The following is a 16,753-nucleotide window of genomic DNA, read 5'->3' as shown; positions in this document are numbered from 1 at the left end:
TAAATTTATTGTTGAATCATGATTATCTTCTCTAATTCATCTTAATAAAGTAATGTATAAAGTTTACGACGATAAGAAGCCGCTAACGGATTACTTGTGCCTAACGCTGCTAAAAGGTCAAGTAAGGTTTTCTTAACTTGTCCATCACCTGCATTAAGATCTTGAGTAAGAGGCTTAAATAGTAATTCAAGTGCTTCTTCTTGCCGTCCTACTTGCATTAATTGCGATGATAATTGGATCATCAACTCTACATTATCCGGGTGTTTTTCTAATTCAGCTTGTAATAATTGCAATTCGGGAGAATTTGCAGCTTGTTCCAATAACTCAATTTCAGCTTGTAAACCATGATAGGTAGTATCCTGATCTTGCAATGGAACAGAAGCTAAAACATCTTTTGCTTCCGCTAGCTGCTTTAATGCTATCTGTGCTTTGGCTAACATGAATGCAATATCGGATCTTGGTTTACCTAAATGATCCTTTAAATTCTTCCATGCTTGTCTTAATAATGGCAAAGCTTCTTCGTATTTTTCTTCATTAAATAGATTTTGTGCTTCAATTAACTTAAGTTCATCTTCATTAGGCAACACTTTAGTAAGTAATTCACGAATTTTTTCTTCTGGTTGAGGCCCTTGAAAACCATCGAGAGGTTGGCCATTTTGGAATAAATAAACGGTCGGAATGGCACGTAACCCAAATTGAGCAGCCAACATCTGTTGCTCATCACAATTGACACTCGCTAAAATAAATTGACCATGATATTCATCAGCTAATTTAGTCAATGTTTGTGTCATTTCTTCATAATTTGGGCTTCTTGGTGACCAAAAGTAAAATAACACAAGCTGTTTAGTTGATTTTTCTAAAATTTCTTGAATATTTTGTTCATTAACATCAAAAATAAAAGGGTTTTGCATATTATGTCCTATGAATATTGAGATTCATTATTTATTGAGTAAAATTCTATCCATTAATCTATCCGGAAGCAAACGTTTGCCAATCGCCGCTAACTGGGTTACTTTTGTTACCCTGTAACGTATTTTAGGTTTGCGATGTTCAAGGGCATGATATAAACATGGCAAAACGGCCTCGGGCGGTAAGGTAAATCGTTTAGCTATTGGTGGATTTTCAATCCGATGTGTTTTTTCTGTTTGATTGACATTTTTTGAAAAAGCTGTTGTTAATGGACCGGGTTCAATCAAACACACTTTAATATTTGTATTGGCTAATTCCAGTCTTAATACATCCGACCAGGCTTCTAAAGCATACTTACTGGCTGAATAAGCACCTCGTCCCGGTGTTGCAATAATACCAACGATTGAACTGGTTTGTATGATTCGTCCTTCATTATGTTCAATCATGGCGGGTAAGAGCAGTTGAGTTAATTGATGAACACCAAAAAAATTAGTTGCAAATTGAGATTCTAACTGCTCACGACTGATTGTATTTAATCGACCATATACACCAAATCCAGCATTATTAAATAAACCATATAACTTGTTATTGGATAATGCTAACACTTCCTTAGCAGCTTGAGTGACAGATTCAGGATTATTGAGATCAAGAATCACTGCTTCAAATCCTTGCTCAATAAGTTTTTTTTGATCCTCGTCTTTACGGCAAGAAGTAATAACACGATATCCTCGTTGTTTGAGTGCAACAGCCGAAATCATCCCTATTCCACTTGAACAGCCCGTTATAAATATTGTGCGCAATTCTCTTCTCCCAGATAGTTGTATGTTGTCAAGTTAGCCTATAGCAATTATGATATCACATCTTAATTTAAGTTACTTAACGTTAGTCATGAGGATCGTATGAGAATCGCTATCATTGCCGCAATGGAAGAAGAAGTTGCGATATTAAAAAGTAAAATTACCCATTATAGAGTGGAACGCCATCTAAATTGCGATTTTCATCTGGGAAAAATAGCCAATTGTGAAATTGTACTTCTTCAATCAGGCATTGGAAAAGTCGCAGCAGCATCAGGAACCACCCTATTATTAAGTAATTATCAAGTTGATGCGGTTATCAATACTGGCTCAGCAGGTGGACTTTCAACGGCATTAAACATTGGCGATATCGTGGTATCGAAAAATGTATTTTATCATGATGTGGATTTGACTGCGTTTGGTTATCAACCAGGTCAAATGTCAGGATGCCCGATAGCATTTGAGGCAAGTGAAACTTACCAAACATTAGCCAAAGAGTGTATTAAAAAACAAGGGGTCAACGCTATTGAAGGATCGATCGGTAGTGGTGATGCATTTATCAATGGAAAAACCAATCTGGAACGAATTAAGCAAACATTTCCCAATGCTATCGCTGTTGAGATGGAAGCGGCTGCTATTGGTCATGTTTGTTGGTTATATCAGATACCTTTTGTGGTGGTTAGAGCAATTTCGGATAATGGTGATAGTGAATCAGCCGTTGATTTCCAATCTTTCTTAAAATTGGCTGCAACACAATCTTCATTGATTGTCGAATCAATGCTAACTGAACTTGCTTAATTGTTATCAAATTTAGACATTGATAATTGAAAAACATGTCATATTAAATGAGCAGATATGATCTGCTCATTAGCAACATTTATTGGCAATAGGGTTCAAATAAAGGTTTTCGCCAGCCTGATAAAATTTCTGGATCCTGCCCTATTTTATCAATCTTCCACTTCACGTATTGGTTTATTAATCGTCTGGATAGTAACAAATCTGCATTAAGCCCTGTTTGTGAGGCAATCTTGACAACTGCATTTTTTAGTTGATCTGTAATCACCTTATAATCAGGATAACTATTAATACGACGTATTGCTGGAATGTCTGGAATAGGTTCCGATAAAATATTCAGAATCTGTTGGCCATATAACCGAATCTCTTTTCCATGCAATCCTAATTTATCGAGTTCTGACAAGGATGAGGGTGAATAACGAGCTATTTTCCACAACACCTCTTCTTTGACCACAAAGTTTACAGCAATATCTTGCTGCTTAGCTAATTGATAGCGCCAACTCGCTAATTTATATAACTGCCCTAAACTCTTACCTTTCAGTTGCCAGCTATTTTTAATACTCAGGTAAGCATCATCTGGATTGATCACCTCACATTTGCGACCAATAACCATTTGACACTCTTGATAAGCGGCAACTAAATAATGATTGCTGATTAATTGTGATTTAAGTTTTTGCATTAACGGAAACAGGTATATCACATCATTAATCGCATATTGACACTGTTTTTCTGTCAATGGTCGTTTCAACCAATCTGTACGGGTTTCACTTTTATCAAGATCAATATTGAGATATTTTTTAACTAAACTGGCATAGCCACTACTTAATGGATTATCTAAAAAAGATGCAAGGACTTGACTATCAATGATTGGGGTTGGGACACAATCAAAATGATGCATAAATACTTCAATATCTTCACTGCAAGAATGAAAATATTTTTCAATGGCGTCATTTCGAAAAATGTCGATTAAACATTGCCAATCGGTGATTGCAATAGGATCGATCAAGGCAGCAAATTCACCATTAAATACCTGAAGTAAGCCTAAATGAGGATAAAAAGTTCGAGTTCGAACAAATTCAGTATCCAATGCAATAGCTGCACTATTTTTGATTTTTGAACAATAATCAGCGAGTTGTTCATTATTTATAATAAATTGATAAGTCAATATTAATTACCTATTCTAAAGAATGATTTGATTGTTCTTTGTTATTATCAAACGTCACATCAATGATAACAATTTCTGAACGTGTCATTAAGCGTAAAGGTATACTTCCAAAGCCATAACCGCTACTTACAATACTGGTAAACTGTTTTTCTGTATCATGATATATCCCATCAGCATTTTTATAAATAACAGATAACAAAAGATTGATTGGAAAAAGTTGCCCACCATGCGTGTGTCCTGAAATCATTAAATCAACTCCGGCGTTAGCTGTTTCATCAAGATTTTTGGGTTGATGATCTAATAAAATGATGGGTGTAGACGTATCGGCAAACATCATTAAATCAGCAAGTTCCGCTCGTTTTAAATCATACTTACTCGATGAAAAATCTTCTCGACCAATTAACGTGATATTCAAATCACTAAGGTACACAATATCATCTCGTAAAACGCGCATATTGGCAGCTTTAAACGCATCAACAATATCCTCGCCATGAGGATGTTCTTTATTAATGGCTAGATATTCATGATTACCAAAAATAATATAGGTACCATATTTCGATTTCAATTGTGAAAATTGTTTATTAAAGTCAGTTTCTGTAAATGATTTTAATTGTTTATCTAGCGTATCACCCGTGATAACGATAAGATCGGCATTAAGTTTGTTAACTTCGTCCACCATTTGCTTTATAAATTTACGCTGGGTTAACCCATTAAGATGAATATCACTTAATTGAACAATACGTAAATGATCAACATTAGCCTGTTTATTAATCGTAACTTGATAATTTACTATTTTAGAATTAGTCGCCATTTGATGACCAAATATAAACAGTACAATTACGCAACCGACATAAACATAACTCACCCAAAAATCGGGTTTAAATCTTTTTCTACTTATTAAGTGAATAAAGTCAAAAAGCAATGTCGCATAAACAAAACAGATAGTTAAACTGAATAATATGCCAAAAAAGGCCGGAAAATCATTCAATACTTTTGACAGGATAAATGTGGTAGCTATGGTTGCTAATGCTAACCAATAAGCCAATTTCAAATAACCATTTAAATGAAAATCTAGCCAAAATAACCACCGTTTACCTAAGTAAATAATGACTAAAATACTCATCAAACTTATAAAAAGAATAACAAAATTCATAATGCTTCAAACAAATTAACTTAAAAAAGTGGTATCATAACAGAATTATTTTTTATTCGTTATCTATAACTTCAACTTTTATGAATTCAAAAATAGATCAATTATTTTCAACCCCTATCGATAAATTAGGTGACTGGACTTTTGATGAAAAAGTTGCTGAGGTGTTTCCAGATATGGTTCAACGCTCGGTGCCGGGTTATTCGAATATTATTTCTATGATTGGTATGTTGGCTGAACGATTTGTCCAACCGAACTCAATGATTTATGACTTAGGTTGTTCATTAGGTGCAGCAACGCTCTCTATTCGTCGTAATATTAAACATGAAAATTGCCATATTGTGGCTATTGATAATTCGTTACCGATGGTTGAACGTTGTAAACGCCATATCGACGCCTTTAAGGCCAATACGCCCGTTGATGTAATCTGTGACGACATCTGTAATATCCAGATGCAAAATGCATCCATGGTTGTTCTCAATTTTACATTACAATTTTTAACACCCGAATACCGACAACAAGTCTTGAATAAGATTTATCAAGCATTAAACCCCAATGGTATATTGGTATTATCTGAAAAATTTAGTTTTACTGATTCAACTATTGATGACTTACTGTTCAATATGCATCATGATTTTAAACGTGCGAATGGTTATAGTGAGTTAGAAATTAGTCAAAAGCGTAATATGTTAGAAAATGTCATGCTGACTGATACTGTCGAAATCCATAATGAACGCCTAACCAAAGCAGGTTTTACACATATTAACACTTGGTTCCAATGTTTCAATTTTGGTTCTATCATTGCTATAAAATAGCCGTTATTTAGGATAGTAACAATCCATATATCAGTCAAAAATCAAATTTATAAGGACACAAAAGAATGATCGATTTTGGTGATTTTTACCAGATTATCGCAAAAAATAGGCTCAGTAGCTGGCTTGAAGTCTTACCGGCACAATTAGCCAATTGGCAAAAACAAAACTTAGATAGCCGTTTTACACAATGGCTAAATAGTATTAAACACTTACCTGTTATAACGCCCTATCATATAGATTTATTGCATAGTGTCAGTGTAAAAACGCAAACACCTCTTTCAACTGGGGAACAGCAACGTATTACTCAGCTATTAAAAAACATGATGCCTTGGCGCAAAGGACCATTTCATTTTTATGGTATAGATATCGATACTGAATGGCGTTCTGATTGGAAATGGGAACGTCTTATTCATCATATTGATAATTTAGAAGGTAAACTTGTTTTAGATGTTGGTTGTAATAGTGGGTATCACTTATGGCGAATGATTGGCGCTGGGGCTAAACTTGCAGTAGGCATCGATCCTATGGCTCTTTATTTATGTCAATTTGAAGCCGTCAGAAAATTATTAGGTGATGATAAACGAGCACATTTATTACCACTTGGCATTGAAGAGCTACCAAAGCTTAATGCTTTTGATACGGTATTTTCGATGGGTGTTTTATACCATCGCCGTTCACCTCTTGATCATCTTTACCAATTAAAAGATCAGCTTGTTGATGGTGGACAATTAATATTAGAAACACTCGTTATTGAAGGTGACTTACATCAAGCGCTTATGCCTGGTGAACGTTATGCACAAATGCGCAATGTTTACTTTATTCCATCGGTCCCTACCATGATAAATTGGCTGCAAAAATGCGGTTTTAAAGATGTCAGAATGGTGGATATTTCACAAACTAGTTTAGAAGAACAACGCAAAACCGATTGGATGACGTCTGATTCACTTGTTGATTTTCTCGATCCAAATGATCTGAGTAAAACCATTGAGGGTTATCCTGCCCCAATGCGAGCGGTATTTATTGCACAAAAATAGCTTTTTACATTAGTGAAAATTTATTTAAATTGTAATAAACAATCCTATCAAAATACTGTTTTATCTTATGTTAAAGCAAACACCGCCAAAATAAAAAAACAACAAGTAATAAACAAAAAACGGGCTTAATACCCGTTTTTTATACCTATTTTTCGCTTAAACAAATTGTTTATTGCACACCCGGTACCGTAAAATGCATAATTAAAAGCAACGTTGGTAAAATAAATATGGATAAAATTGTTGAAGCAAAAAAGATACTTGATGCTTGTTCTTGCTCAACATTCCAATTATAAGCCAAAATAACGGCTGTTGATGCTGTTGGCATAGCTAACAAGAATACTAACTCTTCCGCCTCCATACCCGTAATACCAAAAAGGTTTACCGCAATTAAAGCTACTACTGGTGTAAAAAAGCTTTTTAAAATTACATTGATAATCAACGGTTTTGAAAAATTCAATTTAACACCATAGATACCTACCCCAACGGCAATTAACGAAATAAAGTTACAAGCATTCGACATGATATCAAAGGTATTAAAGACAAAATGTGGTAACCATTTTGTTCCATCTGTAACACTGACAATTAAGCCCAGAATGACCGCTAAAAACATTGGTTTCATTAACGAGTTTTTCACTGCGCTAAATACCATGTTGCCCGTTACTTTTCCGCCAGATATTTTCGTATCACACAATTCCAATAAGAAAATCGTCATTGGTATCAATGATAACGCCACCACAAAATTCGCTACAGCGACTGAAATGGTTGACGATGCACCTAACATCAATGTTAAAAATGGTACGCCCATTCCCCCCATATTCGGGAAACAACATAACATCGCGTTCATCGCTGTTGATTTTAAATCTTTATGTAAAATGTATTTATTGGTTAAAAAACAAATTATCCATAAAAATGACATTGTACAGAAAAATGCAATCATCCAAATACCGTTGAATATTTCAGACGGCTTAGCATGTGATGTATGCACAAAAAGTAATGCCGGAAATACAAAGTTTGACACTAAACCGGATAATAGCTTCTTGGAGTCTTTGGTAAAAATATTCTGATGAACACATAACCAACCAAGAAAAATTAATAAAAACACCGGAAGACAAGAACTAACAACTTGCCCTACTGCAGACCAAATTAGATTCATTTTTTTTAAAACTCCTAAAATAATATTACTTAAAATACATATTCGGTAATTGGTCGGTAACTTTGGATTAGAATTTATATTTATAGACCGAGCTAAAATAAGTAGGTAATAAAACTGAACATGACCCAGTTATAATAAAACTAGCGCCAAAACCTTTTTTTCAGTTTTTTAAAAACTTAATATAACTAAATGTTGTTTTACGCACTTTGTGTTTTTGAAAAATATTTTTAATACGACAACCCTTGCTATATTTAAATGTCAAATAACATAACTTGGAAAATATTATATCTGATTCTTTTCGCCCTTGTGTCGAGCTGGCAATACTGACTGTCTAAAAAAACAAAAAATCGCAACAAATATTATTGATATATATCAATATTGGTATTTTATTCTTATAAAAAACAAAAGATGAGAAAATAAAAAAAACGAGCGTTAAATTAGAGTAAAAATCTAAATTAAGCTAAAACAAACTAAATAGCGCTTTTTATCATCGATAACCAATCAAAATTGCATCAGGCGTAGTTAGGTTAACAAATTGACTTTTTGTATTATTTCGATAAGTCACACTTAAAGTTTACCTTTAGTCACTTATATAAGGGCTGTGAACAAAAATACAAGGTATAGTGAATTATGTTGTAAATTAATTAATAAATAATCAATATAATGTAAACTATTTAATTGGTTTTGTAAAATGCCGTAATGTAATTTAAATCAATTATTATGATAGTTTGCGATTTTGTTCTCTATTTTTTGCAACAATACAAATTCAATCCTGCCATTATTTCAACTATTCTTGATTCAGATCGTCAAACTTACTGGTTCGTTAAAATATACTTATCATCCATTACACATGGTCATTTTTTGTCACATTGCTATTTTTTTACAGTGTTTTTCATTGAATCAAGAATTTTATACTGTATATTTATACACTATTCGTTTTTTATCACGAATACTACTACATAGTATAAATTTTACCTGTATATTTTTAGGAGAAACGTTCTTGAGTAAATCCTGTATTGTGCTAGGAACCGTTGATAGCACTATCAAAAATTACTTACCTTTGGTTGATACCCCTGTCAGGGCTGGCTTTCCATCGCCTGCTGATGATTATTTAGAAGCCAAACTGGACTTAACCGATCACTTAGTTAAACACCCAAGTGCTACTTATTATATTAAAGCACAGGGGGAATCGATGATTAACTATGGTATTTTTAGTGGTGATCTTTTAGTAGTAGATCGTTCATTAGCACCCCAAATAGAAGATATTGTCGTTGCAGCTGTTGACGGTGAACTAACATGTAAGTGCCTGGGACTTATTGATGGACAACATTATCTATTATCAGGCAATGAACTTTATCCCCCTATTTCATTAGCGGGTAAAGAAGTCCATATATGGGGCGTTGTTATACACACTATTCATTCTTTACGAAAACGTGGTCATGCATGATTGGGCTGATTGATTGTAATAACTTTTATGCTTCGTGTGAGCGTGTTTTTAACCCTAAATTAGAAGGAAAACCAATTGGCATTTTATCCAATAATGATGGATGTGTCATCGCACGCTCCAATGAACTTAAACCTTTAGTACCAATGGGTATGCCTGCCTACCAAATTGAGGCTAACATTCGAAAACAAATTACATTATTAAGTTCTAACTATGAACTTTATGGCGATATGAGCCAACGTGTTTTTGATACTGTCAGCCATTATACTGCCGATATTGAACCCTACTCAATTGACGAAGCTTTTATTAAACTGGCGGGATTTAGCGATGTTACAACCCATTGTCAACATTTAAGGGCAATAGTAAAACGTGATACTGGGATTCCGGTAAGTATTGGCATTGCATCAACCCACACGTTAGCAAAGTTGGCAAACCACATTGCAAAAAAGCAGCCTATTTATCAAGGGGTCTATTGCCTTCCTAACGATTCAGCCTTACTTGATCAGATTTTAAAATCATTTCCTGTTGATGAAATTTGGGGCGTTGGCAGACGCATAGCCAAAAGATTGCAAACATTAGGTATTCATACTGCGTGGGATCTGCGTCAGGCAGATTTAAAACAAATTAGACAACAATTTTCCGTCGTGCTTGAACGTACCATATTAGAGTTGCAAGGTATTAACGCTATTGAATTAGATGACATTGCAACACCTAAAAAAAACATTATGACATCACGTAGTTTTGGGCAGTTAACAGGTGAATTATTTGATTTGCAAGAGGCCATTCGTATTCATGCCAGTCGAGGAGCTGAAAAACTAAGACAACAAAAATCGATTGCTAATGCTGTACTTGTTTTTTTGAAAACAAATCGGTTTCGTCAAGACTTAATTCAATACAATCCCTCGATTGTCGTACCGCTACTATCACCTACTGATGATTCAAGAGTAATTATTCATGCGGCACAACAGGGACTAACAGCAATTTATAAAAAAGGATTTTTATTTATGAAGTCAGGTGTTATGTTACTCGATTTAAAAGCTAAAGATAGCTTTTGCCAATCTGACTTATTTGCTTTAAATAGTCTGCCAGTCTTACAGCAAAAAAATGATAACTTAATGAAAACAATCGATACCATTAATCAAAAAATGGGTAAAAATACCATTCAATTAGGCGGAAGTAGAAAAACCGCACCTTGGCAGATCAAACGAGAACGGCTTAGCCAACGTTACACAACACGTTGGGATGAATTACCATTAGTGAAATGATAATTAGCAACAAAAATAACCAATCATTATAACGAAGAATAATGTTGTAAATTTTTGCATTTCCAACAGAAAAATCTAAATTACGTTTTTTTATCATAATAAACGTTAAGATAAATAACGATTGGGCATATAAAAATAGTCATAACATGCAAATTTGATTTTTTACTCATAAAATTTATTTTACAAAAAGTTAACGTTTTGATTAAAATATGTTAACTTTATCGAGTTGTTAGCGTGTATTAAATGCATACTAACAGTTCAAAAATAAGTCAAAAAAGAAGAATATACAGTGCTAAAGTATGTCTTCAAAATGCTTATCCAGAAATAACAAAGCTCGAAAAAACAGTTTTAAACGAATAAATAGCTTTATTTTGAGTAATTAAAATACGTTAAATAAATATACATTTTCACATAGATTATGTTTGATAGGTTATGGCATTGCTTATAAAAAGTTGTGAATTAATTTTTTAGTAACAAAGCTTTATAAGTAAATTTCCATTAAAGGTCACAACTTTTTGGACATTGGCTTACATTTTTCCATAACCAACTGGAGTACTAAATGTGTAAAAAATTTTTGTGACCTTATTTATTGTTTGCTTATACGTTAATAGATTCAGTGTATGAAGCATAAATTTTATAACAGAACGATATACTGAACAACGTCAACATGTTTTTCATCATCACGATAAAAAATACACGAAAGTAATGGGGCAATTAGGATGAATAATACCGCAGTAGAAATTGAAAAACTTAAACAGTTAAGTGAAGCAAATAGTAACAGCAATTATATCTCAATTTACACCTCTAAAAAGCAACAAAATTTATCAAATATACCAATTTTAAAGCCTTTACTGATAATTATATTAAGTGGTTGCAAAGTGATTGGTAATGAAAAAAAACTAGCCTGCAATACAGGAGATTTTATTTTTTTCACCGATGTTCAATCAATGAACATGAGAAATATACCCGCAAATACGAATTATTTTGCATTACTTATTAATTTTGAATTTTCTGATTTTAATGATACATCAATCAACATCAATACAAAGAAAACCAATGAATATACCGCAGGGAAAGCAAATTCTGCCTTTTATAAATGTGTTTCACAAATGATAGAATGCTTAGAATGGGCATCTGATGACATCATTACAAATCGTAGGAAAGAAATTATTAAACTGTTAGTCCATTCCGGTTATGAAAATTTGGCATGTTTACCCAATCGAAAAGAAACCACGCAAAAAGTAATTGAAATATTTAATAAAAAAGACAATAAAAAAATAACCATTGATGAAATTTGCAAAGAAATCTGCATGAGTAAAGCAACGTTGTATCGAAAATTGAAACTTGAAGGGGAAAATATACAAAAAATTAAGGAAAAACTCGTGATGGGACAAGCGCTTCATTTATTACAAACCTCTAATTTTTCAACAGAATATATCGCTGAAATGATAGGATATTCTTCGTCCACTCGGTTTTCACAAAGATTTAAAGCTAATTTTGGATTAACGCCAAGAGAATTAAAAAACACCAAACGAAACTAATAAACATTTCATAATTTATTCCATTAAATGGAAACCACGTTAAGAATGAATATTACTTTCGCTGGTAAACATGCTAGTTCTAGTAATTGAATAAATGGTGGAACTTTAAAGATTTTAATATCTATCTTGATAGATAGACATACAGGAATTAAGGTTGAATCAGCCTTAATTCAAAACAAAAATAATACAGCCTTTACTTATTTCGTGACGTTTACTGAAAATTTGTGAAAACTATTAGCGACAACAAGACCACTAAAATTAAATTAACGAAATAGCGCTGAATTTCATCATATGAAAACCATTAAATTTTCATACAACAGTCTTAAATGACAAACACAAGCATTAATTTATTTACTACTCAAGAAAATAACATTGCCACAACTGTTAATCTTAACCCATTATGTTTATTAGGATTTAACACTTGTAGCTGGCTAAATTTGCGGTAAATTTTAACAATAACTGATATAAAAGAAATGACATTTACATTCATTTTAGTGACAAAATCATTCATATTTATAAAATTATGAAAATATTTGGCGTAACAACCCAATATTAATGACAAACATTAAGTTAGCTCAATAAACGAAGATTGCAATTTTATTCACTGATCGGTTTAAGTAAATATGATTGATTCAAGATGATAATGACCATTATAGAAGATGAAGGCAATTAAATTGAAAAAATAATAAACCATAACCAACTCATTAAAAATCAATCGATTGGTTATGGTTTATCAGCATATAGCAAGTGACTTACGATCCCATATTAACAATTGAGCTACGGAAACGTCTTAATGCTATAAAGAAAAAGACCGATCCAATTCCAATTAACCATACATAGGATGTCCACACAACACTCAACCCTGCACCACGATATAGTATGGCTTGCCCTAATTCGACAAAATGCGTTGTTGGGGCAATCATCATAATATTTTGTACTACTTCAGGCATACTTTCCCTTGGTGTACTACCACCGGACAACATTTGCAACGGTAATAAAATTAAAATTAACAACATGGCAAATTGTGCCGTTGATTTGGCTATGGTTGCCATAAAGATCCCAAGTGACGTTGTCACAAATAAATGTAAAGCGGCTCCAATCAAAAATAACGTAATTGAGCCATTAATTGGAACATTAAGCCAGCTTTTTACCACCAATAGTAATGCCACCCAAGTTGAGATTAAGACCACTAATCCCATTGACCATACCTTAGATATCATTATTTGAAACGGTGTGACAGGCATGGAAAGCAGATGATCAATAGTGCCATGTTCACGTTCTCGCATTAATGCAGCTCCGGTTAAAATAATGGATAACGTCGTCACAATATTAATGATTTCCATTACCGAGCCAAACCAAGAGCGAGTTAAATTCGGATTAAATGAGGTATGAACTTGAATATTGACAGGTAAATCCGTTGCTTTGCTGTAACGATTAACATACTCTGTCACTTCACCCGTGATGATTTGTGTGATATAACCATTCCCTACAAAAGCTTGCCCCATTCGAGTCGCATCGATATTTAATTGAATTTCAGGACTTTGATTGTTCAACACATCACGCTGAAAATTAGGCGGAATATTTAAAGCAAAGGTATAACTATCGGTATCCATGCCTCGATCCACCTCATCCATTGAGTATAATTTTACAGGTTGATTAAACATCGGTGGATAAAAAGCCGCAACAATTTGTCTTGATAACGGTGAATCATCTTCATCAACCACCGCTATTGAGGCATGATGAAGCGAGTCAGATGTTGCTGTAGCGGCAATATAAATATCAAACGTAAAACAGTAACCTATTAACAGAAGCATGATAGGATCGCGTAATAGTCCCCATAATTCCTTAATACCTAATCGATAAATATTAATTAAGCTTTGCTTCATAACTACCCTTCCTGTTTTTTAAGAAGAAAAATACTGGCGCACAGCACAACAGGAATAGTGACTAAAAATGCGAATAAAGAATTGTGTAAATCATTAAAACCCAGTGCTTTATTAAATACACCTCGTGCAATGATTAGCATATGTGTTGTTGGATAAACTTCACCGATATAACGCCCACTCCCCTCCAATGAAGCCACAGGATTGAGTAAACCCGAAAACTGAATAGCAGGTAACATAGTGCCGACACAGGTTAAAAATATCACTGCAATTTGACTACGTGTAATAGTTGACGCCAACAGCCCAAGCCCCGTTGAAATAATACAATAAGCTAAAGCAGCCAGACACAAGGTAAATAAACTGCCTTTGATTGGCACGCCAAAAATAGTAATCGCCATAAACAGCAACAGCAAAAAACTAAACATAGAAATAACAATATAAGGTACTTGTTTACCTAATAAAAATTCAGCACGCGTTACAGGGGTAACATATAAATTAATAATCGATCCCATCTCTTTTTCACGGACAACCGATAAAGCTGCCAGCATGGAAGGAATCATCAATAATAAAATAGGAATAACCGCCGGTACCATTGACGGTAAGCTTTTTACATCAGGATTATATCGATACCGCGTCTCAATATCCGCCAAACTGGTTGAATCTTTTCCCGACATTTCTTTCACTTTTTGACTTAGCCAAGCAAGATGCATACCTTGTACATAGCCTTTAATGGTTTCTGCGCGTAGTGGCATGGCACCATCTATCCAAACACCAATATCAACGGAATCACCACGTTGAATATCTCGTCCAAAATTAGGTGGAATTTCAATCGCTAACGCAATATCATTACTTCGTAAACGGGCATCCATATCGGCATAATCCGTTATAGGCGGCCTTTCAACAAAGTAACGTTTGGAACCAGACAAATTAAGCGTATAGTTTTGACTGATTTCACTTTGGTCACGATCGAGCACGGCAAAACGTAAATTTTCGACATCTAGCGTAATCCCATAACCCATAACGAGCATTAAGATAGCTGACCCCATTAATGCCAACATCGCTCGTAAAGGATCTCGCGACAGTTCAAGTGTTTCACGCCATAAACAACCAATCATCCGTGTTAAACTAAATCCTTGAAGATGATTCGCTGGTGGGATGACTGTTTGGGATTTGTCGGAGGTAACTGAAGCTTTGGTCGATTTTTGTTGTGCATCGCTATCGTCAGCACCTGCATCAACTAGATAGCGGATGAAGGCATCTTCTAAAGTCGACACGTTTTTCGATGCAATAATATTATCGGGAGTATCACTTGCTAACACTTTCCCCGCATGCATTAAAGAAATTCTGTCACATCTTGCGGCCTCATTCATAAAATGAGTGGTAATGAAAACAGTTACTTTATCTTTACGGGATAATTCGATGATCAAACGCCAAAAGTCATCTCGAGCGATCGGATCGACCCCCGATGTCGGTTCATCTAAAATTAATATTTCTGGGTTGTGCACAACAGCGACCGATAAAGATAAACGCTGTTTAACCCCTAAAGGTAAGCTATCAGGTAGATTTTGAGCATCTTGCTCTAATCCAAACCGTTTAAGAAGTTCAGAAACACGTTCAGGTATTTTACTTTCTTCAATGCCAAATAAACGTGCATGTAGCACTAAGTTTTGCTCAACAGTCAATTCACTGTACAAAGAAAAAGCTTGAGACATATAACCTAAATGCCGTCTGGTATTAATATCATTGGCATCAACAGGTTTTCCAAATAACCAAGCTTCACCGGACGAAATAGGTAATAAGCCAGTTAACATCTTCATGGTTGTTGATTTACCACAACCGTTTGACCCTAAAAAGCCAAAAATCTCGCCTTGTTTAATCGAAAAATTAACATGATCGACTGCAATAAAATCCCCAAATTGCTTAGTTAGCCCTTTCGCTTCTATCGCTGTTTGTAGATTGTTATTCACATCCAAAGGTGGAATTTCAACGGCTTGATAGCCTTGTTTGGCACTTTCTGGCATCAACTGAATAAAGGCATCGTCTAAATTATCTTTTCCTGTTTGGCTTAATAATGATTTAGGTGTGCCGGTTTCTAAAATTTTACCGCCATACATTGCAACAAGCCAATCAAAGTTTTGTGCTTCATCCATATAAGCTGTTGCCACAATAACACTCATTTGTGGTCTTTGCTGCCGAATTTTATTAATTAATTGCCAAAATTGCGCTCGGGAAAGAGGATCAACCCCCGTGGTAGGTTCATCAAGAATCAGTAAATCAGGATCATGAATCAAAGCAGAGCATAAACTGACTTTTTGTTTCATACCGCCAGATAGTCGCCCTGCTGGTCTTGATAAAAAGGGATACAGCCCAGTACTTTTTGTTAATTCGTCAATGCGACGTCGACGCTCTGCGGCATCATTACCAAATAAACGGGCAAAAAATTGCAGATTTTCCTCGACAGATAATGTCGGATAAAGATTTTTACCTAATCCTTGTGGCATGTAAGCAATGCGAGTACACACCGCTTTACGATGTGACTTATCTCGCATATCGCCATCTAAAACATAAACTAAACCATCTTGAATAACATGTGCACCCGCAATCAAAGACAGCAAACTTGATTTACCAACCCCATCGGGTCCAATTAATCCCACCATGCACCTTGGTGGAATAGTTAAACTAATGTTATCCAGCGCACAATTTTTTTTATAATGCAGTGAAACATCGCTAATTTTAACCACTGCATCATCAATAGATTTAGCTTCTGTTAATAAAGCTAAATCCTTATTGTCTGATTCTGACATA

13 protein-coding genes are annotated in these 16,753 nt (G+C 34.4%); 6 read left to right on the top strand and 7 right to left on the bottom strand.

Annotation, left to right across the window (positions count from 1 at the left end; all coding sequences use genetic code 11):
* Positions 1 to 41 precede the first annotated feature (41 nt).
* Both ACGH6P_RS02390 and ACGH6P_RS02385 read right to left on the bottom strand, forming a co-directional pair.
* The gene (locus tag ACGH6P_RS02390) at positions 42 to 911 is read right to left on the bottom strand and encodes a thioredoxin family protein (RefSeq protein ID WP_267350917.1); all 870 of its coding nucleotides are present in this window, start codon (positions 909 to 911) and stop codon (positions 42 to 44) included.
* Between the two features lie 27 nt (positions 912 to 938).
* Positions 939 to 1,709 (bottom strand): SDR family oxidoreductase, encoded by a 771-nt coding sequence (locus tag ACGH6P_RS02385; protein WP_411596648.1) that lies wholly within the window; start codon positions 1,707 to 1,709, stop codon positions 939 to 941.
* Between the two features lie 99 nt (positions 1,710 to 1,808).
* Here ACGH6P_RS02385 and ACGH6P_RS02380 point away from each other — a divergent pair, with 99 nt between their 5' ends.
* Entirely contained in the window at positions 1,809 to 2,501 is a 693-nt protein-coding gene (locus ACGH6P_RS02380; RefSeq protein WP_411596647.1) for a 5'-methylthioadenosine/adenosylhomocysteine nucleosidase, read from the top strand.
* Between the two features lie 79 nt (positions 2,502 to 2,580).
* Here ACGH6P_RS02380 and rnd read toward each other — a convergent pair whose 3' ends face one another.
* Together rnd and ACGH6P_RS02370 are read right to left on the bottom strand one after the other, a co-directional pair.
* The gene (gene rnd / locus ACGH6P_RS02375; protein WP_411596646.1) at positions 2,581 to 3,663 is read right to left on the bottom strand and encodes a ribonuclease D; all 1,083 of its coding nucleotides are present in this window, start codon (positions 3,661 to 3,663) and stop codon (positions 2,581 to 2,583) included.
* A 10-nt stretch (positions 3,664 to 3,673) separates the two neighbouring features.
* Positions 3,674 to 4,816, bottom strand: a complete 1,143-nt coding sequence (locus ACGH6P_RS02370; protein ID WP_411596645.1) for a metallophosphoesterase — start codon at positions 4,814 to 4,816, stop codon at positions 3,674 to 3,676.
* 80 nt (positions 4,817 to 4,896) lie between these two features.
* Here ACGH6P_RS02370 and cmoA point away from each other — a divergent pair, with 80 nt between their 5' ends.
* Together cmoA and cmoB are read left to right on the top strand one after the other, a co-directional pair.
* Positions 4,897 to 5,628 carry a carboxy-S-adenosyl-L-methionine synthase CmoA gene (gene cmoA / locus ACGH6P_RS02365; protein ID WP_411596644.1) on the top strand — a complete coding sequence of 244 codons (732 nt, stop codon included), beginning with the start codon at positions 4,897 to 4,899 and terminating at the stop codon, positions 5,626 to 5,628.
* A gap of 65 nt (positions 5,629 to 5,693) precedes the next feature.
* Positions 5,694 to 6,662: a tRNA 5-methoxyuridine(34)/uridine 5-oxyacetic acid(34) synthase CmoB gene (gene cmoB, locus ACGH6P_RS02360; RefSeq protein ID WP_411596643.1), complete on the top strand. Its 969-nt coding sequence runs from the start codon at positions 5,694 to 5,696 to the stop codon at positions 6,660 to 6,662.
* A gap of 169 nt (positions 6,663 to 6,831) precedes the next feature.
* Here the strand turns inward: cmoB and ACGH6P_RS02355 are convergent, their stop codons facing one another.
* Positions 6,832 to 7,815, bottom strand: a complete 984-nt coding sequence (locus ACGH6P_RS02355; RefSeq protein WP_267350908.1) for an AEC family transporter — start codon at positions 7,813 to 7,815, stop codon at positions 6,832 to 6,834.
* A 1,000-nt stretch (positions 7,816 to 8,815) separates the two neighbouring features.
* On the opposite strand from ACGH6P_RS02355, the gene ACGH6P_RS02350 reads away from it, so the two are divergent.
* The 3 genes from ACGH6P_RS02350 to ACGH6P_RS02340 all read left to right on the top strand — a co-directional run bounded on the left by ACGH6P_RS02350 (position 8,816) and on the right by ACGH6P_RS02340 (position 12,065).
* The gene (locus tag ACGH6P_RS02350; RefSeq protein ID WP_267350906.1) at positions 8,816 to 9,262 is read left to right on the top strand and encodes a LexA family protein; all 447 of its coding nucleotides are present in this window, start codon (positions 8,816 to 8,818) and stop codon (positions 9,260 to 9,262) included.
* On the top strand, positions 9,259 to 10,524 hold the full coding sequence (locus ACGH6P_RS02345; protein WP_267359725.1) for a Y-family DNA polymerase: 1,266 nt from the start codon (positions 9,259 to 9,261) through the stop codon (positions 10,522 to 10,524). Before ACGH6P_RS02350 ends, ACGH6P_RS02345 begins: the two co-directional genes overlap by 4 nt.
* A gap of 719 nt (positions 10,525 to 11,243) precedes the next feature.
* Positions 11,244 to 12,065 (top strand): helix-turn-helix transcriptional regulator, encoded by an 822-nt coding sequence (locus tag ACGH6P_RS02340; protein WP_267350902.1) that lies wholly within the window; start codon positions 11,244 to 11,246, stop codon positions 12,063 to 12,065.
* A 752-nt stretch (positions 12,066 to 12,817) separates the two neighbouring features.
* Here the strand turns inward: ACGH6P_RS02340 and ACGH6P_RS02335 are convergent.
* Positions 12,818 to 13,951 carry an ABC transporter permease gene (locus tag ACGH6P_RS02335; protein ID WP_267350900.1) on the bottom strand — a complete coding sequence of 378 codons (1,134 nt, stop codon included), beginning with the start codon at positions 13,949 to 13,951 and terminating at the stop codon, positions 12,818 to 12,820.
* A gap of 2 nt (positions 13,952 to 13,953) precedes the next feature.
* A complete protein-coding gene (gene rbbA, locus ACGH6P_RS02330; RefSeq protein WP_411596642.1) occupies positions 13,954 to 16,752 on the bottom strand; it encodes a ribosome-associated ATPase/putative transporter RbbA in 2,799 nt (932 codons plus the stop codon).
* Position 16,753: the final 1 nt, after the last annotated feature.

The sequence above is a fragment of the Gilliamella sp. CG25 genome (assembly GCF_046635705.1).
In the GTDB taxonomy this organism is placed as follows: Bacteria; Pseudomonadota; Gammaproteobacteria; order Enterobacterales; family Orbaceae; genus Gilliamella; species Gilliamella apicola_I.
Note: the sequence above shows the minus strand (reverse complement) of the source record. Positions and strands in the feature narration are given on the sequence as shown.